Origin of the sequence: Thiothrix caldifontis, assembly GCF_900107695.1 — a bacterium.
Taxonomy (GTDB): Bacteria; Pseudomonadota; Gammaproteobacteria; order Thiotrichales; family Thiotrichaceae; genus Thiothrix; species Thiothrix caldifontis.
This window is the reverse complement of sequence record NZ_FNQP01000006.1, coordinates 131,296-155,288: the sequence shown is the minus strand read 5'-3', so window position 1 is coordinate 155,288 and position 23,993 is coordinate 131,296. Positions and strand designations below refer to the sequence as shown.

The following is a 23,993-nucleotide window of genomic DNA, read 5'->3' as shown; positions in this document are numbered from 1 at the left end:
GTTTCTTAATCTTTTTTGTATTCTTTGTGGCAAGCTTTGCAAGACTCGCCGACTTTACCAAATTGGGGTTTGATGGCGGCAATGTCTCCACCTTTGGCAACTTCAGCTAAAGCAGCCGCTTCAACTTGGAAGGTTTCCATTTTCTTTTTGAAATCATCAGCATTGAGTTCAATTTCAGGTTTGGCTTCGGTTTCACCTTCATAACTGCCTGCGATAAAGCCATTAGCAGGGAATTTGCTCAGCGCTGCTACTGCATCCGCATTTTTGGCAAATTCAGCCGCATTGAATTCCATTTCACCTTTGACCATAGCACCCATTGGGCCGAAGTGGTGTTTGATCATGGTGAATGCGCCTTGACGGTAGTCAATCGCTGCTTCTGCTGGAGATTTCTCATCTGCCATGACGTTAGTGACAACGGCAAAACCGGTGGCAGCAATAGCAATGGCTAGGGTTTTTTGTAACAGGTTCATCTGTTCGCTCCTTCAATTATTTATTCGTAAACGGTGTCGTTAGACAGCGCATCATCGCAATTTGTGCCGCAGCTTTTCAATAAAAGCGTAGGAAAGTGAGTAATAGTTGTAAATCGGCGTTAATGTGCCATTGAAGGTGCGTTTGAAGCGGTTGATGCCTTGCATGGTAGGGTCAGTCGCATCTAATGCGTATCCGCCCCAGTCATACGTATGAAATCCCATGGCTTTGAAATACCGCATTCCCTGCCAATGCAGGCAACGATTAGCAAAACCCATGGAGCGGCGCATATCCGCATCATCATTATGCTGTTGGGTACTGGCTGAAATGAGTAGATTGGTTACGCCCATGGTTGCGGATAACAAATAAAAGTGACAAATAATAGCCTTGCCTTCATGCTCAACACTGAAAATACGGTAATTCTCACTGCCGATAGCCGTAGCATCTTCTGGTGTAAATAATGAGAGGCCACGAGCCTGCGCAAAGGCATTATAAAGGGGTATAAACTGCTCTAAGGGTGTGTTGAGGTTGAGATCAAAGCATTTTTCTTGCTCACAACGCCGAATTTGGTTACGGGTATCTTTGGGAAAGTTTTGGAAAATCGTGACTTCATCAGGTTTAAGATCGGTCAGTAGGGTATGGCGGTATTCGGTTTGGAATAGGCGCGGCTTTTCTGAAGTAAAACAGTCCATATAAGCTGTTGGTAATAAAGTGTCTCGCCATGTAGGTTTTATGGTGTGTGCAAAATAGTATTTTCGGATTGGAATGCCATAATGATGGTGTTGAATGCGCATGATACTAGCCGCTAATTATTTTAATGTTGGGCGGAACTATACTACATTTACCTTCATGTGTATAATCTGCGCCTTTTTACCAACCATTAATCTGGAGCCTAGGCGAATATGTCTCTGAGTGCAGAAGTTAAGGCCGGTGTTGTTGCACAATACCGCCAATCAGACACAGATACCGGGTCCCCGGAAGTGCAAGTTGCGTTGTTAACAGCGCGTATTCAGCATCTGACGGACCATTTTGCAAACCACAAGCATGACCACCATTCCCGTCGTGGACTGTTGTCAATGGTCAGCCAGCGCCGTAAGTTGCTGGACTACCTGAAGCGTAAGGATCTGAATCGCTATCAAGCGCTGATCTCCAGCTTGGGTCTGCGCCGCTAAGTCGGGGCAACCACTCCAAAACACCGCCATTGTGCGGTGTTTTGTTATGTAAACATTGATCGTTTATTATTATTCGTCACGCAGGAAGGTTGTTGATAAGGGTTTGTATCACACACTTCCGAATCCTTCTCAACAGCCTGCCCGTGACTTCTCACTTGCAATAAAACCTATTAAAGGAATTTCCAACGTCATGGCAAAAATCACCAAGACCTTCCAATACGGTAACAATACCGTCACTATCGAAACCGGCGAAATCGCCAAACAAGCCACCGCTGCGGTCATGATCACGATGGACGACACCAGCGTGCTGGTTACCGTCGTTGGCAGCAAAGAAACGGTACCGGGGCGCGACTTCTTCCCGATGACCGTTGACTATCAAGAAAAATTCTACGCAGCCGGTCGCATTCCCGGCGGTTTCTTCAAACGTGAAGCGCGTGCTACGGAAGAAGAAACACTGGTCGCACGTTTGATCGACCGCCCACTGCGTCCACTGTTCCCAGAAGGCTTTACCCATGAAGTGCAATTGATTGCCACCGTGGTTTCCATGAACCCTTCTGTCAGCGCCGACATTCCGGCATTGCTGGGTGCATCAGCGGTAATGGCACTGTCGGGTATGCCATTCCAAGGCCCTATCGGTGCAGCTCGCGTGGGCTACCGTGACGGCGGCTATTTGCTGAATCCATCCAAAGAAGACTTGCTCACGTCGGATTTGGATCTGGTGATTGCAGGTACTGATTGTGCAGTGCTAATGGTCGAATCTGAGGCGAATGAACTAAGCGAAGACGTGATGCTGGGTGCGGTGATGTTCGGTCATGAGCAAATGCAGGTAGCCATCCAGGCAATCAATGAATTAGCGGCGGAAGTTGCTACCCCAGCTTGGGATTGGACTGCACCGGTAGCCAATACCGCGTTGGCAGATGCAGTAGAAGCGGCGTGTTCGGCGGATCTGGTTGAAGCCTTTCAAATCGCTGACAAGCAAGCGCGTTATGCCCGTATCCATGAAGTGCAGAATGCTCTGATTGAGAAACTGGCAGCGAAAGAGGGCGAAGAGGGCTTCACTGCTGACGAAATCAAAGGCGAATTCAAAAACGCTGAAAAGAAAGTCGTGCGCGGCAGCATCCTCGATGGCAAGCCGCGTATCGACGGTCGTGCGCTGGATGCGGTGCGTAAAATTACCGTGCGCGTCGGCGTATTGCCACGTACTCACGGTTCGGCACTGTTTACCCGTGGTGAAACCCAAGCCTTGGTTGTGACGACGCTGGGTACTGAGCGGGATGCACAGGTGATCGATGCGATTACCGGCGAATACAAAGATAACTTTCTGTTCAATTACAACTTCCCGCCATTCAGTGTGGGTGAGATTGGGCGCTTCGGTTCCCCTAAGCGTCGTGAAATTGGTCACGGGCGTTTGGCAAAGCGTGGCGTGAAAGCGATGGTGCCAAATCTTGACGATTTCCCTTACACCATTCGTTGTGTGTCTGAAATCACCGAATCCAACGGCTCTAGCTCAATGGCGAGCGTGTGCGGTAGCTCACTGTCAATGATGGACGCAGGTGTACCGTTGAAAGCGCCAGTCGCGGGTATCGCGATGGGCTTGATCAAAGAAGGCGAGCGTTTTGCTGTATTGTCCGACATCCTCGGTGATGAAGATCACCTCGGCGATATGGACTTTAAAGTAGCCGGTTCTGCTGACGGTATTACCGCGCTGCAAATGGACATCAAGATCACCGGCATTACCAAAGAAATCATGCAGCAAGCGTTGGTGCAAGCCAAAGCAGGCCGTTTGTACATCTTGGGTGAAATGGCGAAAGGTCTGGAAGCACCGCGTGATGAGGTGTCTGAATACGCACCACGTTATGTCACCATGAAAATCAACCCGGATAAAATCCGCGAAGTCATCGGTAAAGGTGGCGAAACCATCCGTGGTATTACGGCTGCGACCGGCGCAAGCGTTGACATTAATGACGAAGGCTTCATCAAAATTGCGGCGATTGATGCCAAAGCTGCTTACGAAGCCCGCAATATGATCGAAGCGATTACTGCCGAGGTGGAACTGAACAAGGTTTACACGGGTAAAGTCGTGCGCTTGATGGACTTCGGTGCATTCGTCACTATCCTGCCGGGCAAAGACGGTTTGCTGCATATTTCACAAATCAGCGATGAACGCGTCGAGCGTGTGACCGATTTCGTCAACGAAGGTGATATGGTTAAAGTCAAAGTCATCGAAATCGACCGTCAAGGTCGGATGCGTTTGAGCATGAAAGCCGTGGGTGAAGGCGAGTAAGTTTTTCTCTTTTTCCGATGTTAGCAAAAGACCCTGCGGGGTCTTTTGTTTTGGTGTCGACAATGTTGTATTTATGTTATTGTAGGGTAGCGTTTTTAGCGCAAACATAAGGAATATGTCGACAATATTAAGGTTTTTTGTTGACCTTGTGTATAAAAAGCCCTATAATGTCGACAATTCATAAGATTAGTAAAAAAGCATTCCAGAAATGCTATTCGATACCTACCAAAAAGGATGTGTGCAGATGAGCAGTGAGATTCTGACCCCGGTACTGCCGGAATCCGTCGCCGATGCTACTGTGGTGACATGGAGCAAAAAAGTTGGTGATAGTGTCAAACAGGACGAAGTACTGGTTGAAATCGAAACCGATAAAGTGGTGCTGGAAGTACCTGCTCCTGCCGATGGTGTACTCACCGAAATCGTCCAACAAGCCGGTGCAACGGTTATTAGCAGCCAGTTGTTGGGTCGTATGACCGTTGGCGCAGTTGCCGCTGCTCCAAAAGCCGAAGCAGCTCCTGTGGTTTCTGCTCCAGCAGCAAGCACTGAACCACAAACCGCTCCCGCTGCCCGCAAACTGATGGCAGAAAACAACCTCTCTGCTGCTGATGTCGAAGGTTCCGGCAAGCAAGGTCGTATCCTCAAAGAAGACGTGCAAGCCGCTGTTGCCGCGAAGCCTGCTGCCGCACCAGCTCCTGTTGCTGCTCCAGCACCCGTCGCCGCCGCACCTGCACCAACTGTTGCCGTTACTGCTTCCGGTGCTCGCATGGAACAGCGCGTGCCGATGACCCGCCTCCGCGCCCGCATCGCCGAACGTCTGATGTACGCCAAGCAATCCACCGCGATGCTGACCACCTTCAACGAAATCGACATGAAGCCGTTGATGGATCTGCGTAACGAATACAAAGACGCATTCGAGAAAAAACACAAAGCGAAACTGGGCTTTATGTCCCTGTTCGTGAAGGCAGCCGCTGTCGCGCTGCAACGTTTCCCTGAAATCAATGCCTCGATTGATGGCAATGATGTTGTTTACCACGGCTTCTGCGATATTGGGATTGCCGTGTCATCTGATCGCGGACTGGTCGTGCCTATCCTGCGCAATACCGAAAACATGGGTCTGGCTGACATCGAATCCGGCATCGCCGGTTACGCTGCCAAAGCTCGTGAAGGTAAGCTGGATATGAACGATCTGTCTGGTGGTACGTTCACTATAACCAACGGGGGCGTTTTTGGGTCGTTGCTATCAACTCCAATTCTCAACCCTCCTCAAAGCGCGATCCTGGGGATGCACTCGATCCAGAAGCGCCCTGTCGTTGTCAATGATCAGATTGTTATTCGCCCGATGATGTATGTGGCTCTGTCTTATGACCACCGCATTGTCGACGGTCAAGGTGCTGTTACCTTCCTTAAAACTATCAAGGAATTGGTTGAAAATCCGGTTCGCTTGGTTCTGGATGTGTGAGGTAACACGCCATGACTGATAAATATGATGTCATCGTCGTCGGGGCAGGCCCCGGCGGTTATGTCGCTGCGATCCGTTGCGCCCAACTCGGTTTGAAAACCGCGTGTGTGGAAGAATGGATCAACAAACAGCAAAAGCCTGCCCTTGGCGGTACTTGCCTGAATGTCGGTTGCATTCCTTCCAAAGCCTTGCTGGAAAGCTCCGAACGTTACGAAGAAATCGCTAAACACAATGCCGACCACGGTATTACGGTTGACGGTTTGCAGATTGACGTTGCCAAGATGATTGCCCGCAAGGACAAAATTGTCAGCCAACTGACTGGCGGTATTGAACAATTGTTCAAGGCCAACGGTATCACTTGGTTGCAAGGTCGCGGCAAGTTACTGGCTGGCAAGCAAGTCGAAGTTACCGCCCATGATGGCACGGTTGCTACCCACGCTGCTGACAACGTAATCATCGCGGTAGGTTCCACCCCAATTGAACTGCCGATTGCCAAGTGGCTGGATACCCGCATTGTGGATTCTGCCGGTGCGCTGGATTGGGAAACCACTCCCGGCAAACTCGGCGTGATCGGTGCAGGCGTGATCGGTTTGGAAATGGGCAGCGTGTGGCGCAGGCTCGGCTCCGAAGTGGTCGTTATCGAAGCGATGGACGATTTCCTCGGTGCGGCTGACCGTGACGTGGCTAAATCCGCGCAGATGCAATTCAAGAAGCAAGGGTTGGACATCCGCCTTAGTTCCAAGGTTGCCAAGGTCGAAGCAGGCGATAATGGCGTAACCGTCACTTACAATGATCCGAAAGGTGAGCAAACCTTACTGGTTGATCGCTTGATCGTGGCAGTTGGGCGCAAGTCCAATACCGCTGGCGCATTCGCGGACGATTCCGGGGTGCAATTGGATGATCGCGGACGTGTCGTTGTCGATGCGCATCTGCAAACCGCTGTGCCGGGTGTTTACGCGATTGGCGATTGCATCGTAGGGCCAATGCTGGCGCACAAAGCCTCGGAAGAGGGTGTGCTGGTTGCCGAACAGATTGCCGGTCAAAAGCCGCACATCAATTACGATGCGATTCCGTGGGTTATTTACACTCACCCGGAAATCGCATGGGTAGGCAAGACCGAAGCCGAATTGAAAGCCGCTGGCGTTGCGTATAACACAGGCAGCTTCCCGTTTGCCGCTAACGGTCGCGCCAAAGCGATGGATCAAGCCGATGGTTTGGTGAAAGTGCTGGCAGATGCCAAAACAGATCGTATTCTTGGTGTGCATTTTGTGGGGCCATTGGCTTCCGAACTGGTCGGTCAGGCAGTGATTGCGATTGAAACTGAATGTTCGTCAGAAGATTTGGCACGCATGACGTTTGCGCACCCAACCATTTCCGAAGCAATACACGAAGCCATGCTGGCAGTGGATGGGCGGGCATTACATGCCGTTGGCAAAAAGCGTAAGTAAGCCACACCGTTAACCCCTACGCTTTAACGCCACGGTCTGCTGCACGCAGATACGTGGCGTTTGTACGATTATAACCCGCGTTTTCGCGGTGAACTACCAAAGGAAAACTGAGGATGAATTTACACGAATATCAGGCCAAAGCGGTTTTTAGCCAATACGGTATGCCTGTACCCACTGGCAAAATCGCCTCCACAGCGGCGGAAGCCGAAGCAGCAGCGGCTTCTTTAAGCACGGCGACAGTAGTGGTCAAGGCGCAAGTCCACGCAGGTGGACGCGGCAAAGCCGGTGGCGTGAAACTGGTTAAAACTCCGGCTGATGCAGCCACCTTCGCAGCCAGTTTGCTGGGTACAAACTTGGTTACATACCAGACCGACAAACACGGTCAACCCGTCAACACCATTCTGGTGGAAGAAACCTGCAATATTGCCCGCGAACTGTACCTCGGCGCAGTGTTGGATCGCTCCAGCCGCCGCATCGTGATCATGGCCTCCACCGAAGGCGGCATGGAAATCGAGAAGGTTGCGCACGAAACCCCAGAAAAAATCCTCAAAGCGATGGTTGATCCGCTGGTTGGCGTGATGCCTTACCAAGGGCGTGAACTCGCCTTCGGCTTAGGCTTGCAAGGCGCACAGATTGGGCAATTCACCAAATTGCTGGTTGGCTTGGGCAAAATGTTCAAGGAAAAAGACCTGTCTCTGGTCGAAATAAACCCGCTGGTAGTCACGGCTGAAGGCAACTTGTTGTGTCTCGATGGCAAAGTGAATGTAGACAGCAACGCGCTCTACCGCCAGCCTGAACTGGTAGCGATGCGTGACAAATCCCAGGAAGATGCCCGCGAACTGGAAGCGGACGAGTGGGAACTGAACTACGTCGCACTCGAAGGCAATATCGGTTGCATGGTCAACGGCGCAGGCTTGGCAATGGCGACGATGGACATTATCAAACTGTCCGGTGGTCAACCGGCTAACTTCCTCGACGTAGGCGGTGGCGCAACGGCTGAACGGGTAGCGGCGGCTTTCAAGATCATTCTGTCCGACGCTGCGGTTAAAGGCATTCTGATTAATATCTTCGGTGGCATTGTGCGTTGCGATTTGATTGCCGAAGGGATTATCAAAGCGGTGCAAGAAGTTAACGTTTCTGTCCCTGTTGTAGTGCGTTTGGAAGGCAATAATGCCGAAAAAGGTGCTGAATTGCTGACTAATAGCGGCTTGGCTGTGATTGCTGCAAGCGATCTTGGCGATGCTGCCCGTAAAATCGTTGCTGCCGTAGGAGATGCCGCATGAGCGTATTAATCAATAAAGACACCAAAGTCATTTGCCAAGGTTTCACCGGCAAGCAAGGAACTTTCCACTCTGAGCAAGCGATTGCTTACGGCACGAAAATGGTCGGCGGGATTACACCGGGTAAAGGTGGCACAACGCATTTAGGTTTGCCGGTGTTCAATACCGTGCGCGAAGCGGTGGAAGCGACCGGCGCGGATGCCAGCGTGATCTACGTTCCGGCAGCATTCTGCAAAGATTCGATTATTGAAGCGGCTTACGCGGGTATCAAGCTGATCGTGTGCATTACCGAAGGCATTCCGGCGCTGGATATGCTGGATGCGAAAGTGGTGGTGGATAGCCTTGGCGTGCGTCTGATTGGCCCCAACTGCCCCGGTATCATTACACCGGGCGAATGCAAAATCGGCATTATGCCGGGTCACATCCATAAACCGGGCAGTGTTGGCATTGTGTCACGTTCCGGCACGCTGACTTATGAAGCGGTCAAGCAAACCGGCGAATGGGGTCAAAGTACTTGTATCGGCATCGGTGGCGACCCCATTCCGGGCACAAGCTTCATTGATGCGCTGACCTTGTTCCAAGCTGACCCGCAAACCGAAGTCATTTTAATGTGTGGCGAAATCGGCGGTTCAGCGGAAGAAGAAGCAGCGGAATTCATTAAAGCCAATGTCACCAAGCCAGTGGTTTCCTATATTGCAGGCGTTACCGCACCCAAGGGTAAGCGCATGGGTCATGCTGGTGCGATTATTGCAGGTGGGAAAGGCACGGCGCAGGAAAAGTATGCTGCACTGCAACAATCTGGCGTGTATACTGTTCAGTCTCCGGCTGAACTAGGGAAGGGTGTCGCTGCTGCATTCGCAGCCCTGCAAGGATAAGTTTTCGTTAATTTTTTGGAGTGCCTGCATGACCAAACAAACTGTCACCATTACTGATAACACCACTGGCAAACAAGTCGAGTTGGATGTACTTCAGCCTAGCATCGGGGTCAAAACCATTGACATCCGTAAACTGTACAAGGAACTGGGGTATTTCACTTACGATCCCGGTTTCATGTCGACCGCTAGTTGTTCCAGTGAAATTACGTATTTGGATGGGGATGCAGGCACGCTGCTCTACCGTGGTTATCCGATTGAGCAGTTGGCAGAACACAGCAGCTTTTTGGAAGTCTGCTATTTGCTGCTGAATAAAACCTTGCCCACCAAGCAAGAGTTGGCAGATTTTGAGTACATGATCTCGCGCCATACCATGTTGCATGATCAGGTACAGTATTTCTTCCGGGGTTTCCGCCGTGACGCGCATCCGATGGCAACCGTGGTTGGGGTCGTGGGGGCGTTGTCCGCGTTCTACCACGATGACATGAATATCCATGACCCAGAACAACGTAAGCGTTCTGCGCACCGTTTGATTGCGAAAATGCCGACGATTGCGGCATGGAGCTACCGTTATTCCGTGGGTTTGCCGTTTGTCTACCCGCGTAATGATTTGTCGTATGCGGAAGATTTCCTGCACCTGATGTTCTCCGTGCCGACGGAACCGTACACGCCTGATCCGTTGCATGTGAAAGCGTTGGAAGTCATTATGATTTTGCACGCTGACCATGAGCAAAATGCATCGACCTCAACCGTGCGTTTGGCGGGCAGTTCGGAAGCGAACCCGTTTGCAGCCGTGGCAGCCGGGATTGCATCCTTGTGGGGGCCTGCGCACGGTGGTGCGAACGAAGCCGTGATCAATATGTTGCGTGACATTGAAAAGTCTGGCTTGCCATTGTCGCATTGGGTAGACCGCGCCAAAGACAAAAATGACCGTTTCCGCTTGATGGGCTTCGGGCATCGCGTGTATAAAAACTATGACCCGCGTGCCAAAATTATCCGTGAATTGGCGAATGATATTCTGGATCGTTTACCCGCCAATGACCCTAACCAGAAACTGTTTGCGATTGCGCGTGAGCTGGAACAGGTGGCATTGAACGATGAGTATTTCAAAGCACGTAACCTGTACCCGAACGTCGATTTCTATTCCGGGGTGATTTTCCTGAGCATGGGGATTCCGGTCAGCATGTTTACGGTGATGTTTGCGTTGGCACGTACCATCGGCTGGATTTCACAGTGGGATGAAATGATGGGTGATGAGGAGTCGCGCATCGGTCGTCCACGCCAGTTGTACATGGGTGCGGAAAGCCGCGATTATGTTCCAGTGAATGAAAGATAAGTTTTGTTGTTTTGAGGAGTCTATAGAAAATGTTGCAAGAATATCGCCAACATGTTGCCGAACGCGCAGCCCAAGGTATTCCACCTAAACCATTGGATGCGGCACAAACCGCTGCACTGGTGGAGCTGCTGAAAAACCCTCCGGCAGGCGAAGAAGCATTTCTGGTTGATTTGCTGGAAAACCGCGTTCCGGCGGGGGTAGACGAAGCTGCTTATGTGAAAGCCGGTTTCCTTGCTGCCATCGTCACGGGTGAAACTGCTTGTGCATTGATTAGCCCGGTGCGTGCGGTCGAAGTTCTGGGCATGATGTTGGGTGGTTACAATGTACAACCGTTGATTGCTGCGCTGGATGTGCCTGCAACGGCTGACGCAGCGGCTACCGCTTTGTCACACACGCTGCTGATGTTTGATGCGTTCCACGACGTGGAAGCCAAAGCGAAAGCGGGTAATGCGTCTGCACAAAAAGTCATGGAATCTTGGGCTGCGGGCGAATGGTTTACCTCCAAGCCTGAAGTGGCTGAGAAAATCACCGTTACGGTGTTCAAAGTTCCCGGTGAAACCAACACTGATGACTTGTCGCCTGCACCGGATGCGTGGTCACGCCCTGACATCCCACTCCATGCCAACGCGATGCTGAAAATGCCGCGTGATGGTATTGAGCCGGAAGTGCCGGGTTCGGTTGGCCCCTTGAAGCAAATCGAGGCGATGAAGGCGAAAGGCTTCCCAGTGGCTTACGTCGGTGACGTGGTAGGTACAGGTTCTTCACGTAAGTCTGCCACTAACTCCGTGCTGTGGTTCTTTGGCGATGATATGCCGGGGATTCCGAACAAGCGTGTGGGCGGGTATTGCTTTGGTAGCAAAATTGCGCCGATTTTCTTCAATACGATGGAAGATTCTGGGTCATTGCCAATTGAGATGGACGTTGCCCAAATGAACATGGGTGACGTGGTTGATGTTTACCCTTACGAAGGCGTTGCCAAGCGTCACGGTACGGATGAAATCATTTCCACTTTCAGCCTGAAAACCCAAGTATTGTTGGACGAAGCCCGTGCGGGTGGTCGTATCAACCTGATCATCGGACGTGGTTTGACCGCCAAAGCGCGTGAATCACTGGGTTTGCCGCCGGTTGATTTGTTCCGCACCCCAGAGCAGCCTGCTGATACGGGTAAAGGCTACACACTGGCACAAAAAATGGTCGGTAAGGCTTGCGGCATGGCGGGTGTACGCCCCGGCATGTATTGCGAACCTAAAATGACTACTGTGGGTTCACAAGATACTACGGGGCCAATGACCCGTGACGAATTGAAAGACTTGGCTTGCTTGGGCTTCTCGGCGGATTTGGTGATGCAGTCTTTCTGCCATACGGCTGCTTATCCTAAGCCGGTTGACGTGGTGACTCACCACACGTTGCCTGATTTCATTATGACCCGTGGCGGTGTTTCGTTGCGCCCTGGTGATGGCGTTATCCACTCTTGGTTGAACCGCATGTTGTTACCGGATACCGTGGGTACTGGTGGTGACTCGCATACCCGTTTCCCGATTGGTATTTCCTTCCCGGCGGGTTCTGGTCTGGTAGCGTTTGCGGCGGCGACTGGCGTTATGCCGTTGGATATGCCGGAATCTGTGCTGGTACGTTTCACCGGCACAATGCAGCCGGGTATCACCCTGCGTGACCTCGTGCACTCTATTCCACACAAGGCGATCCAGATGGGTCTGCTGACTGTTGAAAAGAAAGGCAAGAAGAACGTCTTCAACGGCACGGTGCTGGAAATCGAAGGTCTGGATCACCTGACCGTTGAGCAAGCCTTTGAATTGTCTGACGCTTCTGCGGAACGTTCTGCGGCGGGTTGTACGGTTGCGCTGTCTGAAGCATCGGTTGCTGAATACCTGCGTTCCAACATTGTTATGCTGAAGTGGATGTTGTCGGAAGGTTACGGTGATCCACGTACTATCGAACGTCGTATCGGCAAGATGGAAGAGTGGCTGGCGAACCCAAGTCTGATGCGTGCTGACGCGGATGCGGAATACGCGGCAGTGATCGAAATCAACATGGATGAGATCAAAGAGCCTATCCTGTGTGCGCCGAATGACCCGGATGATGCACGTCTGTTGTCGGAAGTGGCAGGTCGCAAGATTGATGAAGTGTTCATCGGTTCGTGCATGACCAACATCGGTCACTTCCGTGCGGCGGGCAAGCTGTTGGATGCAACCACCAAGCAAATCCCAACACGCATGTGGATCACACCACCAACCAAGATGGATGCTTCCCAGTTGAGTGACGAAGGTTACTACAACATTTTCGGTCGTGCCGGTGCACGGATGGAAATGCCGGGTTGCTCACTGTGCATGGGGAATCAGGCGCGTATCGCTGAAAACTCCACGGCGGTGTCTACTTCTACCCGTAACTTCCCTAACCGTTTGGGTACTGGCGCGGATGTGTTCTTGGCTTCGGCGGAACTGGCTTCTGTGGCGGCAATCATGGGCAAACTGCCTACGGTTGAGGAGTACATGGAATACGCGAAGAAGATTGATAGCATGGCGGGTGATATTTACCGTTACCTGAACTTTGACAAGATGGAGCATTATCAGAAGGCGGCGCAGAAGGTTGTGCCGATTCCGGTAGTGGCGGGGTAAGGAAGAGATTCCCCCCATCCCCGACCCTTCCCCCGCAAGGGGTGAAGGGAGGAAGAAAAAGAAGCCTCGCCGTTGTGCGGGGCTTTTTTTATGGGCTAATATTGGTGCTCACCATCGAACCCGGTCAAACTGAACATGCTGCAACTGTTCTGGACTCCTCTCGCCATCAATTTCTTCATCGAATTGCTGATGGTATCGCTGTTGACCGGCTATTTTGCAGTACGCTTGGCAAACGCGCTCCGCACGTGGGTAAACGTTAAAGTAGCGTTTTTCTTGTTGCTGACCTTTGCCTCGGCAAGCTGCGGCACACTGCTGCAATTTCTCGGTATTGCACTTCCCCCCGACTATGCGGAATTCGCCCTGCCTTTTGTTAGTGTGTTTGGCGCATTGGCGATGTCAGGTTTTTTACTGTTTGCGTTCTATTTTCAACGCCAATTCCGCCCAAAATGGTGGGTCGAAGCCACGATTTTGGCGGGTATTTGCCTGATTATTGGCATTGAAAGTTTCGTTGCCATGCAGCGTATCGCATTGCTGAGCCAAGGAATTGTGGAATATCGGGATCATTGGTTGAGTATTCCCTTTCCCTTGGAGTTTTTTGCCGTACACGCCATCTTGTTGTTTCGACTGGTGGATGCGATGGGTCAGGAACAGAATAGCCGTTGCTACCACGCTGTGTGGTTGGCGATTCAATCATTGCTCATGCCTTCCACCCAGCTTGCAACGCAGGCAGCGGCACTCCGGGCATTCTTCTATGTGACCGTGTTGCCCGCCGCTATCGGGATTGTGCTGATCGTGCGTGGTTTGGGCTGGATCGACTGGAGCTTAGCCGAGTTGCTGAACTGCTGGCTGGCCTTGCTGACCTACGTCGCTTTTACACTGGTATACATTAACCATACCCCGGAATATTCGTCATTCCAGTTCAAGCTGGTGGGCGTAACCTTGGCGGCTGTGCTGTCAATCCTGTCGGGCATTGCGTGGATCATTGGTTCGGTGTACACGGGTGCTGATCCGAACCGTATCTATCAGCCAATCGTTGTTTTCATCCTTGTTTCCACCTTCGCCATTCTGCTCATTTTGCCGCGCTTCTTCCATGTCAGTTTGAACCGACCCTTGCAAGCCATGCTGCATGGTGTGCGGGAAATTCAGGCTGGCAACCTCACCACCTCAATAAAAGTGCCATACCACGATGAAATTGGCTTTCTTGCTACCTCCTTCAATGAAATGGCAGCAACACAGCGGGATTTGGTGCAGCATCTGGAGGAGCGGGTAGCGGAACGCACGGCGGAAGTGGCGAGTTACGCGGCGGAAAATGCCCGGATGGAGGAGCGCAACCGCCTGTCCCGCGATTTGCACGATGCCGTAAGCCAAACCTTGTTCTCTGCCAGTTTAATGGCGGATACCTTACCACTGGTCTGGCAACAGAATCCGCAACAGGGGCAGCAGGTGCTGGATGAACTGCGCCAGCTTAACCAGAATGCTTTGGCGGAAATGCGTATTTTATTACTGGAACTACGCCCCTCCGCCCTGATTGACAAGCCGTTCGGTGAACTGTTGCAGCAGTTAAGCACCCGTGTCGGAGTACACGCACCGCTAACGGTCAAGCTGGAAATTGAACAGGACTGCATTTTACCCCCGGAAGTGCAAACCACGTTCTACCGCATTGCACAGGAAAGTCTCAACAATATCAGCAAACACGCCGGGGCAACGCTGGTCAGCCTGTATTTTGAAGGGATGTCAGCGCAAGCTATACTCACGATTAGCGATGATGGCTGCGGTTTTCACCCCCAGCAGGGACTGGCGGGGCATTTAGGCCTGGATATTATGCGGGAACGAGCTATAAACATTGGCGCAACGCTGGAAATCGAGGCGCAACCCGAACACGGGACAACCATTACACTGATTTGGAACCAAGCAGATGCCGGATAAAGCCATCAGGATTATCGTCGTGGATGACCACATGGTGGTGCGTAAAGGGCTGCGGCACGTCATTGCATTTTTTGCGGGCATTGTGGTGGTAGCGGAAGCTGACAGTGGTGAAGAAGCCTTGTGCTTGAGCCAACAACTTCAGCCTGACGTGGTGTTAATGGATGTGAAAATGGATGGCGTTGGCGGTATCGCCGCGACTCAAGCCATTCGCCAATGTTGTCCACAGACGCGGGTTATTGCTCTCAGCACGTTTCAGGACACAGAACTGGTCAAGCAGATGCTGCAAGCCCAAGCCAACGGTTACATCCTTAAAAACACCTCTGCCGAAGACATGGAGCAGGCTATCCACGCCGTTCACGCGGGTGAAACCGTGTTTTCCCCGGTTATTGCCAAGGCATTGGCGGCAGAAAAACCGGCTGCCAGCAGCATGAATACCAAGTTGAGTGCGCAACAGCACAAAGTCCTCGCCTTGCTGGTGCAAGGTTTCAGCAATACCGAAATTGCAGGCAAACTACATATATCCCAGCCCACTGCCCGTTATCACGTCAGTGCGATTTTACTCAAACTGGGCGTTGCCACCCGTGTGGAAGCGGCTGCCCAGGCCATCAAACAGCGGTTGCTAGACGATCCCACTTTTTGAAGTGTCATTGAAAATTCACAAAATACTGTACAACTGTACAGTTACGGTTCAAATCTATCGGTGGCACAATTTTGTTATTGGGCACTTAATGTTACTGGGGGATTTATTGTGCTGGATATTTTTTGAACCCAAAAAAACTGTTTATTGCATTGATAAATATCAACATAAGTTCTATGTTAATGATGAGTGTTTTTTATTGGTTACAATGATCCCTGTGCGAGGGGTAGAGGGTTGTCTATGAAAAATCAGGTTTCTTTAGCGGTGATGGCAGTGTGTGTGTTCTTGTCATTGACGGGCTGTGCAACCAGCACTGCTGCGGAAAAATCACCAGTAAAAACCGTCGAAAAAGCGGTTACGGCTGCTGATACAGTACGTGGGTTTTATGAGCGTTATTTTGCTGCCGCTGCTAACAATGTGCTGACACCGGATATTGCCATGTCCAAAGCCTTCAAAGCCGACATCCAGAAAAGCGAGCAAGCCTGCAAAGGGCACAATGATGAGCCTTGCGGTTGGGGGGCTGATGCGAATCCGTATCTCAACTCCCAAGACTATGATGACAAGTTAAGCTATGCCAGCTCCGGCATCCGTTTCAAGGAAACAGCACCCAATACCGTGCGTGTTGACCTCAATGTGACACCTTCTGCGCCTCAGGTATTTAAAAATACGATTGTTTTCAAAATGGTGCGGGAAGACGGGCAGTGGGTAGCGGACGACATTCTGTATCCCGAGGGCAAAAGCCTTTATTCCACCCGCAAGGCGCTGGCAGATGAACGTGCAAGCCTATCGAAAGCCGTTCAGACTGCACAGGGTAAGGATTGGCGCAAGGGTGCGGATGGTCGCGAAGTGGATTGCTCCCTCAAGGTCAAAGGTAAAACATATCTTAACGGTACGTGCATGTATGATGCTGACAAGGATGGCTCTTTCCGCCTGTTTGGTGACAAGTATTTTGTTTACCTGAATATGCTGGAAAAAGGCGTGGCAGGGGCTTCGTGGAACGGCACATCTCAGGCATCCCACGCACAGGAATTGCTGGGCGAAGATTTCAAGCTGAAAAAGGGTTGCTGGGTTGGCAAAAATGCTGAGATTTGCGCTTTAGATAACAAGCAAGCTGCCAAGCCTATCAATAAAGCTGAACGTATTCAGTTTGCCAAGGGTGCATCCAGCGCTACGGTCACTGGCAAGTTGGCGGATTTTGATACCGAGCAAAACTACGTCATGGGTGTAGGCAAAGGTCAGACCATGACGGTTGAGCAGCTAGACAACAAAAGTGATGGCAAGGTTTCCATCTACATCACCGACCCCAAAGGTGAAAATGCCAACGACATGGATTTGTCTTGCCACAGTAAGGCAACGGTCAAGCCAACCATAGCGGGCGACTACAAAATTCAGGTGGTCGAATGCAAGAAAGCCGATCCGTGGAAGGGCAAATATACTGTCCGTGTTAACGTGAAATGAGCCAATGCCCTGCCGTATGAGCGGGGCATTTTTTTAGCAATACGCTAGAGGGAGATAACCTATGCGAATCCGTGCTTTATTAGCCGCCAGTTGTTTGGGCTTGATGCTGGCTTTTCCGGTCTTATCACACGCTGTTACCTTGCTGCCAGTGGATGAAGCTGCCAAGCAGCCGGACTTTTTCACGTTCCGTGCCCAATTGCAGGTTGCCGTTGCTAAACGCGACAAGGCGGCGGTGTTGGCAGTTGTCAGCAAAAATATCCAGAATGGCTTTGGTGACGATAACGGCATCAACGACTTCAAGAAAAACTGGGCAATCGACAAGCCTAACAGCCCGTTGTGGGAAACACTGGGTACTGTGTTGGCATTGGGGGGCGGTTTCAATCAAGATGGCAGTTTTAACGCGCCTTACATTTCATCCCATTGGCCTGTAAAGGGTGATTTGGATGCGTTTGAAAACATCGCCATCATTGGTAACAAGGTCAATGTCCGTGCCACTCCTAAGCCGGATGGCAAAATTCTGCAAACCCTAAGCTATGACATCGTTGCGCTAAATTCGGCGGATCATGGCAATGATCAATGGGTGGCTATCAAGCTACCCAACGGCAAGAAAGGTTATGTTGCCCGCAGCTTTACCCGCAGTGCGGTGGATTACCGGGCTTTTTTTGAAAAGGTGGGGGGGCGTTGGCAAATGACGGCGCTGCTGGCGGGGGATTAAGTCGAAGAGCGGGGCGCAACACGGGTGCGCCCCGCTGAAATTAATCGTACAGCATAATATCGCCAATCGACTGCGCCCATTGCGCAAACGCGGGAATCCCGAAAATCTCATCACCGACAGCACGTAACATATCCGACACCAACATCACGCCCATTTCCTTCAACGGAAACGCTTTGGCGTAATTGAGAATATGCCCATAAGTTTCCGCCGCTTCTGGCGTGCCTTTCGCCCGAATTGCCCGACCGACCAGCGATGAAGCCACCGCGTATTGCAAATCCACTTCCTTGGGTGCTTTGATGTCTTCACCGCGTAAAATCGCATCCAAGTCCGGCATTTGATCAAGGCTATCCACAAACGCTTTCAATTCAATCCCCGCCGCTGGCCCGACACAGGCTTGCAAGGTTCCCAGTAATAAATTGGGGGAATTGCCAAATTTCTGCAAGGCGCGGTGTGCAAATTCCCACGAACGCGGGGTAGGGAAGGCGACCGGATTGTGTGCCGGATCAAAGTTAAATAATTGTTCAGGGCGAAAGCGCAAAAAGCCGATAATGCGTTCGTCGATATGGTGCTTGTATGCCCACGCTACCCAGTCATCCAGATTCAAATCGACTTCAAAGTGTGAAAAGCGGTTAGCTAAAGGCGCAGGCATGGTGTAAGTCACGCCCCGGTCGCCTTGGCGATTGCCAGCGGCAAAGATTGCCCAGCCATCCGGTACACGGTAATCACCCAAGCGTCGATCCAGAATCAACTGATACGCGGCTGCGGATACGCTTGGCACGGCGGAGGTGATTTCATCCAGAAACAAAATGCCCATTGCCCCGTGGCGCTCCTCATCCGGTAGCATGGAGGGAATCGCCCATTCCACCAGCTCTTTGTCACGAAAGGGGATGCCGCGTAAATCGCTGGGTTCCATCTGTGATAAACGCACATCAATCACGGGAACCGTATGGCGAATCCCGACTTGTGCCACAATTTGCGACTTACCCACGCCCGGCGGCCCCCACAACATCACGGGGGTATGATGACCTTCTAACGTGCCGAGAAACTCTTTGTCGAGGATGGAACTGAGCGAAGCTGGGCGCATAGGGAATCCTGTAGTATTGTCACAAAGCGCTTGATGATACGGCAAACCCGCGTATCATTTCATGTTTCCTTAACTTGCATGGCGATTATTACCCTCATGGCAAAAGCGACGACCAAAAAGAAGAGCGCCCCCGGCAACAAAACCATTGCCTTGAATAAACAGGCACGCCACGACTATTACATCGAGCAAACCTTCGAGGCTGGTTTGGTGCTGCAAGGCTGGGAAGTGAAAAGCCTCAGGGCAGGGCGTATCCAGCTTAAAGAAAGTTACGTGATTCTCGAAAAAGGCGAAGTATTTTTATTTGGCGCACACATTAGCGCCTTATTATCCGCTTCCACCCACATCATTCCCGATTCATTGCGCACCCGCAAACTGTTATTGCACGATACCGAAATCGTCAAACTCAATAACGCGGTCGATCGTAAGGGGTATACCGTTGTACCCTTGGCGATGTACTGGAAAAATAACCGTGTCAAAGTCGAAATTGGCTTGGCAAAAGGCAAACAACAACACGACAAGCGCGATTCTGAAAAAGAACGTGATTGGGGCAGAGAAAAAGAACGCCTGATGAAACGGCATTAATTGTTGAATAATTGCTCTTGTTCCTCCCCTGATAAGGGGAGGTTAGGATAAGGGCTAATCGTTAATTACCGCTTTGTTTCACGATCTAGCTCGCCACTTTTTAGCTTGGCAGTGTAATCATTCAGGGCTACCCGCACTTTACCACTCAGCAGATACAAGCCGATCAGGTTCGGAAAAGCCATCGCTAATACCAGTAAGTCAGTAAAGTCCAGCATATTGGCTGCACTTGCTACCGAAGCTAACAACACAAAGACTAAAAACATCACTTTGTAAATGATCGAAAGTTTTTCGCCAAATAAATATACCCAGCAGCGTTCACCATAGTATGACCATGCAATCATGGTACTAAAAGCAAACAAAAATACCGACAGCGTGAGGATAATTGGGAACCAATCTGCTACTGTGCGGAAGGCGACGGCCGTTAATGCAGCGCCTTGGCTCGCGGCACGGATACTTTCTGTTTCTGGCGAGTTGTAAACGCCTGTCAAAATAATTACCAGTGCCGTCATAGTGCAAATAATCACGGTGTCAATGAATGGCTCATACAATGCAACCATTCCTTGACGTACCGGGTATTTAACCGAAGCTGTGGAATGCACTATCGCGGCTGAACCCAAGCCCGCTTCACTGGAGAACGCGGCTCGTTTGAAGCCCTGTACAATCGCCCCGACAATACCACCTGCCACTGCGATGGGGGAGAAGGCTTCAACCACAATCTTACTCAATGCATCGGGCACACCGCTGATATTGTTGAGGATAATCCATAAGCAGGCTAGTAAATATACGATGATCATGGTGGGTACAATGGCTTCCGCTGTGTGCGCAATACGCTTTAATCCACCAATGATCACTAACCCGGTTAACACTGCCATCAGAATACCGTAAGCAATTGGCATTTCTGCAAAAAACGGAATCTGTTCCTTTACCGCACCTAAGGATTGGCTGACTTGGAAAGCGCTACCCGCCCCAAATGAGCCAAAAATGGTGAATACCGCGAACATGATGGCGAGAAATTTGCCCAGACCCTCCATGCCTTGCTCAGCAAAGCCTTTAGATAAATATTCCATTGCACCGCCCATTAAGCGCCCATCTGGGCGTACTTCGCGATACATTTGCGCCAAGGTTGCTTCGGTAAACTTAGTCGTCATACCGAGAAAGCCCGCTACAATCATCCAAAAAGTTGCGCCCGGCCCACCAATCGAGATCGCAATCGCTACCCCAGCGATATTGCCTAAGCCCACGGTTGCCGATAACGCAGTGGTTAACGCTTGGAAAGACGTCACTTCACCTTTGTCATCTGCGGTTCGGTATTTACCCCGTAATACGGCGAAAGCATGTCCTATCATGCGTAAATTGACGAAACTGAAGCGTAGCGTCAAAAAGACAGCACCTGCAATGAGCCATGCCACAATGAACGGCATGGCTGGCTCACCAGGAAACACATCATAGAAAATGACGGTTGATAACCAACCATTAATAGTGCCAAACCAAGCATCTAAGCCGCTGCCGTCATTCGCTGTTACCCAACTAGGCATCAACGTTAAGAGCATGGCAACCACGACTGTGGGCAGTGAAACGATTTTTCTCATGCAGGAACTCCTCTTCCAAGCGATTCATTTATTGGTCATATTGCCGTAAAGACTATAGCATAATGCTCACTTTACGAAATATCGAATGGACAACCACACCGTGCCTTACACTACGCTTCAACACTTACGCATCGTTATGGTAGAAACCTCACACCCCGGTAATATTGGTTCGGCGGCGCGTGCCATGAAAACCATGGGCATTAAAGATTTGCGCTTAGTGACGCCGCGTAAACCGTATTCTCAAGAAACGTGGGCGCTGGCCTCAGGTGCGAACGATATTATTGAACAAGCAAAAATTGTGCCGACTTTGCAAGATGCAGTCGCTGATTGCCAAATTGTGATCGGAGCCAGTGCGCGTTCTGAGCGGACTTTGCAATGGCCGCAGATGGATGCGCGGGAATGTGGCACTTTCGTTGCGGCGCATTTGCCGCAGCAGCAGAAAATTGCGCTGGTGTTTGGACGTGAGCGTACCGGTTTGACCAATGAGGAGCTGGATCACTGCAATACGCTGGTGCATATCCCGATGGCGTTTGATTTTCTGTCGTTGAATATTGCGATGGCGATTCAGGTGTTGGGGTATGAATGCGCAACGGCGGTGCGTTTGGCAACGCCTGACCAGTCTGTTACGGCTGATCCTGAAGAAGCGCTGGCGAGTGCGGAAGCATTGGAAGGGTTTTACACACATTTGGAACAGTTGATGATTGATACGCGCTTTCTTGACCCCGAAAATCCGCGTTTGCTGATGCGGCGGATGCGGCGATTGTTTGGGCGGGCAGGGGTGACAGTGAGTGAGATGAATATTTTGCGCGGCATGTTGGCAGCGTTTGCGGGGCGAAAGTTTCGGGAGAGATCCTAACAGAAGCGTTTGGTGAAATATGAAAATTGCTTGCAAATGCTCTGCTACAACTTGGCAAAGTTTATGGTGTATGTTTGAATGCCAGCCTACTTTTTTACGCATTACCACAGGAATTCCCCGTGAGCCATTCCAGCATCAACCTACAATTCATCGTCCAACCCGGCGGCAGTTTACACGGCAGTGTGCGCGTACCCGGCGATAAATCCATTTCGCACCGTTCTATCATGCTGGGCGCACTGGCGGAAGGCACGACCCACGTTAGTGGTTTTCTGCAAGGTGAAGATTGTCTGTGTACCTTGAATGCCTTTCGTTCTATGGGGGTGGAGATTGAAGGCCCAAGTGATGATGGCAACGTCACCATCCATGGCGTAGGGCTGCACGGCTTACAAGCCCCCACGCACGATTTGGATATGGGGAATTCCGGCACCTCCATGCGTCTGATGTCAGGTTTAATGAGTGGACAGGCGTTCGACATAAAGATGACAGGTGATGCCTCGCTTTCCAAGCGTCCGATGAAGCGCGTGACTGTACCTTTAGCCCGTATGGGCGCAAATATTGAAGCAACGGCAACAGGTACACCGCCATTATTGGTGCATGGCGGCAGCAAGTTACACGGTATTCATTATGATATGCCAATGGCAAGCGCACAGGTGAAATCATCGTTGTTACTGGCGGGCTTGTATGCTGAGGGAGAAACGTCGGTGACGGAACCTGCACCAACCCGTGACCACACTGAGCGCATGTTGCGTGGTTTTGGTTATGAAGTGAAAACCGAGGGTAACCGTATTAGTTTGCAAGGCGGCGGTAAACTCACCGCAACCGATATTGATGTACCTTCCGACATTTCTTCGGCTGCTTTTTTTATGGTAGGGGCAAGTATTGCACAAGGCTCTGATCTGACCATTGAACACGTCGGTATGAATCCAACACGCACGGGTGTAATTGATATTTTGCGTCTGATGGGGGCAAACCTTGATGTGCTGAATAAGCGCGAAGTGGGCGGTGAGCCTGTAGCAGATATTCGGGTGCGTGCAGTGCAGTTAAAAGGTATCCAGATTCCTGAAAGCCTTGTGCCGCTGGCTATTGATGAATTTCCTGCGTTATTCATTGCTGCCGCATTTGCAGAAGGTCAAACTGTGCTGATAGGTGCCGAAGAATTACGCGTCAAAGAAAGTGACCGGATTCAGGTGATGGCGGATGGTTTGATGGCGTGTGGTGTCGATGCGCAACCGACGCCAGATGGGATTATTATCAACCCCGGCAATTTTACAGGCGGCACGATTGACAGCCACGGCGATCACCGCATTGCGATGTCGTTTGCAATGGCTGCATTGTGCGCTCAAGCACCGATCACGATTAATGATTGTGCGAACGTCAACACGTCATTCCCCGGCTTTGTAGCGTTAGCCGCCAAGGCTGGTGTGAGGATTACGGCAATATGAGTATGCAAATTCCTGTCATTACGATTGATGGCCCGGCTGGCGCTGGCAAAGGCACGATTGCGTGTATGCTGGCGGATAAACTCGGCTGGCACATGCTCGATAGCGGTGCAATTTACCGCGTAGCAGCGGTGGCAGCTTTGCGACGCGGGTTGAATCTGCAAGACGAAACCACGTTGGCTGCGATGATTCCTACTTTGAATATCGAATTCAAAAATGGCGAAGCATGGCTGGATGGTGACATTATTACCAGTGAGATTCGCAATGAAACCTGTGCCAGCGCGACCTCGCAAATTGCCGCATTGCCTATGGTACGCGCAGCATTATTGGAGCTGCAACGCCAGTTTTGTCAGCTTCCCGGTTTAGTTGCTGATGGGCGAGATATGGGCACGGTGGTGTTTCCTGAAGCTACCCACAAGTTTTATCTCACTGCCAGTGCAGAAATCCGTGCAGAACGTCGCCTGAAACAGTTGAGCCAACAAGGACTTAGTGCTAAACTTTGCGACCTAATTCAAGAGATCAATGCTCGCGACGAACGCGATACCAACCGCCCGGTAGCTCCCTTAAAACCTGCCGCTGATGCGTTGGTCATCGACACCAGTTCGTTGGATCAAGCCGAAGTGTTCGCCACCGTGTTGCACTACATCGCTTAAGCATTTCATTGGATACCGTATTTTCTAGGGAGCCCTGACAGGAAGTCTGGGCTTTTTGCGTTTTAACCCGTCAATGCAGGATGCGAGTGACGATAAATCATT

General features: G+C 51.1%; 20 protein-coding genes. 16 read left to right on the top strand and 4 right to left on the bottom strand.

The genetic code is table 11. The annotated features are described in order from the left end of the window. Positions 1 to 5: 5 nt before the first annotated feature. Entirely contained in the window at positions 6 to 470 is a 465-nt protein-coding gene (locus tag BLV87_RS06800) for a c-type cytochrome (RefSeq protein ID WP_093066728.1), read from the bottom strand. A gap of 51 nt (positions 471 to 521) precedes the next feature. Further along, the gene (locus tag BLV87_RS06795) at positions 522 to 1,160 is read right to left on the bottom strand and encodes a GNAT family protein (RefSeq protein WP_093066726.1); all 639 of its coding nucleotides are present in this window, start codon (positions 1,158 to 1,160) and stop codon (positions 522 to 524) included. Between the two features lie 210 nt (positions 1,161 to 1,370). On the opposite strand from BLV87_RS06795, the gene rpsO reads away from it, so the two are divergent. From rpsO to BLV87_RS06735, 12 genes are all read left to right on the top strand, one after another. Continuing rightward, entirely contained in the window at positions 1,371 to 1,640 is a 270-nt protein-coding gene (rpsO, locus tag BLV87_RS06790) for a 30S ribosomal protein S15 (RefSeq protein ID WP_093066724.1), read from the top strand. Positions 1,641 to 1,830: 190 nt separating this feature from the next. After that, on the top strand, positions 1,831 to 3,924 hold the full coding sequence (gene pnp / locus BLV87_RS06785) for a polyribonucleotide nucleotidyltransferase (protein WP_093066722.1): 2,094 nt from the start codon (positions 1,831 to 1,833) through the stop codon (positions 3,922 to 3,924). Positions 3,925 to 4,168: 244 nt separating this feature from the next. Further along, positions 4,169 to 5,383, top strand: coding sequence for a 2-oxoglutarate dehydrogenase complex dihydrolipoyllysine-residue succinyltransferase (gene odhB / locus BLV87_RS06780; protein ID WP_093066720.1), 1,215 nt, complete (start codon positions 4,169 to 4,171; stop codon positions 5,381 to 5,383). A gap of 11 nt (positions 5,384 to 5,394) precedes the next feature. Continuing rightward, positions 5,395 to 6,831, top strand: a complete 1,437-nt coding sequence (gene lpdA / locus BLV87_RS06775) for a dihydrolipoyl dehydrogenase (RefSeq protein ID WP_093066718.1) — start codon at positions 5,395 to 5,397, stop codon at positions 6,829 to 6,831. A gap of 113 nt (positions 6,832 to 6,944) precedes the next feature. Beyond that, positions 6,945 to 8,114 carry an ADP-forming succinate--CoA ligase subunit beta gene (sucC, locus tag BLV87_RS06770; RefSeq protein WP_093066716.1) on the top strand — a complete coding sequence of 390 codons (1,170 nt, stop codon included), beginning with the start codon at positions 6,945 to 6,947 and terminating at the stop codon, positions 8,112 to 8,114. Next, positions 8,111 to 8,986, top strand: coding sequence for a succinate--CoA ligase subunit alpha (gene sucD, locus BLV87_RS06765; protein WP_093066714.1), 876 nt, complete (start codon positions 8,111 to 8,113; stop codon positions 8,984 to 8,986). The genes sucC and sucD overlap by 4 nt, the downstream gene beginning before the upstream one ends. A gap of 28 nt (positions 8,987 to 9,014) precedes the next feature. Then, on the top strand, positions 9,015 to 10,319 hold the full coding sequence (locus BLV87_RS06760) for a citrate synthase (RefSeq protein WP_093066712.1): 1,305 nt from the start codon (positions 9,015 to 9,017) through the stop codon (positions 10,317 to 10,319). A 29-nt stretch (positions 10,320 to 10,348) separates the two neighbouring features. Further along, entirely contained in the window at positions 10,349 to 12,952 is a 2,604-nt protein-coding gene (gene acnB / locus BLV87_RS06755; protein ID WP_093066710.1) for a bifunctional aconitate hydratase 2/2-methylisocitrate dehydratase, read from the top strand. A 135-nt stretch (positions 12,953 to 13,087) separates the two neighbouring features. Beyond that, positions 13,088 to 14,878 (top strand): histidine kinase, encoded by a 1,791-nt coding sequence (locus tag BLV87_RS06750; RefSeq protein ID WP_093066708.1) that lies wholly within the window; start codon positions 13,088 to 13,090, stop codon positions 14,876 to 14,878. Further along, complete coding sequence (locus BLV87_RS06745) at positions 14,868 to 15,518, top strand: response regulator (RefSeq protein WP_093066706.1); 651 nt, start codon at positions 14,868 to 14,870, stop codon at positions 15,516 to 15,518. The genes BLV87_RS06750 and BLV87_RS06745 overlap by 11 nt, the downstream gene beginning before the upstream one ends. Before the next feature lie 237 nt (positions 15,519 to 15,755). Then, positions 15,756 to 16,973, top strand: coding sequence for a DUF3828 domain-containing protein (locus BLV87_RS06740; RefSeq protein WP_093066704.1), 1,218 nt, complete (start codon positions 15,756 to 15,758; stop codon positions 16,971 to 16,973). A gap of 61 nt (positions 16,974 to 17,034) precedes the next feature. Further along, positions 17,035 to 17,688 (top strand): SH3 domain-containing protein, encoded by a 654-nt coding sequence (locus tag BLV87_RS06735; RefSeq protein ID WP_093066702.1) that lies wholly within the window; start codon positions 17,035 to 17,037, stop codon positions 17,686 to 17,688. 40 nt (positions 17,689 to 17,728) lie between these two features. Here BLV87_RS06735 and BLV87_RS06730 read toward each other — a convergent pair whose 3' ends face one another. After that, positions 17,729 to 18,772 carry an AAA family ATPase gene (locus BLV87_RS06730; protein WP_093066700.1) on the bottom strand — a complete coding sequence of 348 codons (1,044 nt, stop codon included), beginning with the start codon at positions 18,770 to 18,772 and terminating at the stop codon, positions 17,729 to 17,731. Between the two features lie 96 nt (positions 18,773 to 18,868). Between BLV87_RS06730 and smpB the strand changes: the two genes are divergently transcribed. Then, positions 18,869 to 19,354, top strand: coding sequence for an SsrA-binding protein SmpB (smpB, locus tag BLV87_RS06725; RefSeq protein ID WP_093066841.1), 486 nt, complete (start codon positions 18,869 to 18,871; stop codon positions 19,352 to 19,354). 65 nt (positions 19,355 to 19,419) lie between these two features. Here smpB and BLV87_RS06720 read toward each other — a convergent pair whose 3' ends face one another. Further along, entirely contained in the window at positions 19,420 to 20,943 is a 1,524-nt protein-coding gene (locus tag BLV87_RS06720; RefSeq protein ID WP_175517867.1) for an alanine/glycine:cation symporter family protein, read from the bottom strand. 85 nt (positions 20,944 to 21,028) lie between these two features. Here BLV87_RS06720 and BLV87_RS06715 point away from each other — a divergent pair, with 85 nt between their 5' ends. The 3 genes from BLV87_RS06715 to cmk all read left to right on the top strand — a co-directional run bounded on the left by BLV87_RS06715 (position 21,029) and on the right by cmk (position 23,891). Beyond that, a complete protein-coding gene (locus tag BLV87_RS06715; RefSeq protein WP_093066698.1) occupies positions 21,029 to 21,799 on the top strand; it encodes an RNA methyltransferase in 771 nt (256 codons plus the stop codon). A 119-nt stretch (positions 21,800 to 21,918) separates the two neighbouring features. Beyond that, entirely contained in the window at positions 21,919 to 23,241 is a 1,323-nt protein-coding gene (aroA, locus tag BLV87_RS06710; RefSeq protein WP_093066696.1) for a 3-phosphoshikimate 1-carboxyvinyltransferase, read from the top strand. Then, positions 23,238 to 23,891, top strand: a complete 654-nt coding sequence (gene cmk, locus BLV87_RS06705; protein ID WP_093066694.1) for a (d)CMP kinase — start codon at positions 23,238 to 23,240, stop codon at positions 23,889 to 23,891. The genes aroA and cmk overlap by 4 nt, the downstream gene beginning before the upstream one ends. Positions 23,892 to 23,993: the final 102 nt, after the last annotated feature.

Coding starts and splice junctions, on each gene's coding strand:
- BLV87_RS06800 (WP_093066728.1), bottom strand. CDS start 470: ATGAACCTGTTACAAAAAACCCTAGCCATTGCTATTGCTGCCACCGGT.
- BLV87_RS06795 (WP_093066726.1), bottom strand. CDS start 1,160: ATGGACTGTTTTACTTCAGAAAAGCCGCGCCTATTCCAAACCGAATAC.
- rpsO (WP_093066724.1), top strand. CDS start 1,371: ATGTCTCTGAGTGCAGAAGTTAAGGCCGGTGTTGTTGCACAATACCGC.
- pnp (WP_093066722.1), top strand. CDS start 1,831: ATGGCAAAAATCACCAAGACCTTCCAATACGGTAACAATACCGTCACT.
- odhB (WP_093066720.1), top strand. CDS start 4,169: ATGAGCAGTGAGATTCTGACCCCGGTACTGCCGGAATCCGTCGCCGAT.
- lpdA (WP_093066718.1), top strand. CDS start 5,395: ATGACTGATAAATATGATGTCATCGTCGTCGGGGCAGGCCCCGGCGGT.
- sucC (WP_093066716.1), top strand. CDS start 6,945: ATGAATTTACACGAATATCAGGCCAAAGCGGTTTTTAGCCAATACGGT.
- sucD (WP_093066714.1), top strand. CDS start 8,111: ATGAGCGTATTAATCAATAAAGACACCAAAGTCATTTGCCAAGGTTTC.
- BLV87_RS06760 (WP_093066712.1), top strand. CDS start 9,015: ATGACCAAACAAACTGTCACCATTACTGATAACACCACTGGCAAACAA.
- acnB (WP_093066710.1), top strand. CDS start 10,349: ATGTTGCAAGAATATCGCCAACATGTTGCCGAACGCGCAGCCCAAGGT.
- BLV87_RS06750 (WP_093066708.1), top strand. CDS start 13,088: ATGCTGCAACTGTTCTGGACTCCTCTCGCCATCAATTTCTTCATCGAA.
- BLV87_RS06745 (WP_093066706.1), top strand. CDS start 14,868: ATGCCGGATAAAGCCATCAGGATTATCGTCGTGGATGACCACATGGTG.
- BLV87_RS06740 (WP_093066704.1), top strand. CDS start 15,756: ATGAAAAATCAGGTTTCTTTAGCGGTGATGGCAGTGTGTGTGTTCTTG.
- BLV87_RS06735 (WP_093066702.1), top strand. CDS start 17,035: ATGCGAATCCGTGCTTTATTAGCCGCCAGTTGTTTGGGCTTGATGCTG.
- BLV87_RS06730 (WP_093066700.1), bottom strand. CDS start 18,772: ATGCGCCCAGCTTCGCTCAGTTCCATCCTCGACAAAGAGTTTCTCGGC.
- smpB (WP_093066841.1), top strand. CDS start 18,869: ATGGCAAAAGCGACGACCAAAAAGAAGAGCGCCCCCGGCAACAAAACC.
- BLV87_RS06720 (WP_175517867.1), bottom strand. CDS start 20,943: ATGAGAAAAATCGTTTCACTGCCCACAGTCGTGGTTGCCATGCTCTTA.
- BLV87_RS06715 (WP_093066698.1), top strand. CDS start 21,029: ATGGACAACCACACCGTGCCTTACACTACGCTTCAACACTTACGCATC.
- cmk (WP_093066694.1), top strand. CDS start 23,238: ATGAGTATGCAAATTCCTGTCATTACGATTGATGGCCCGGCTGGCGCT.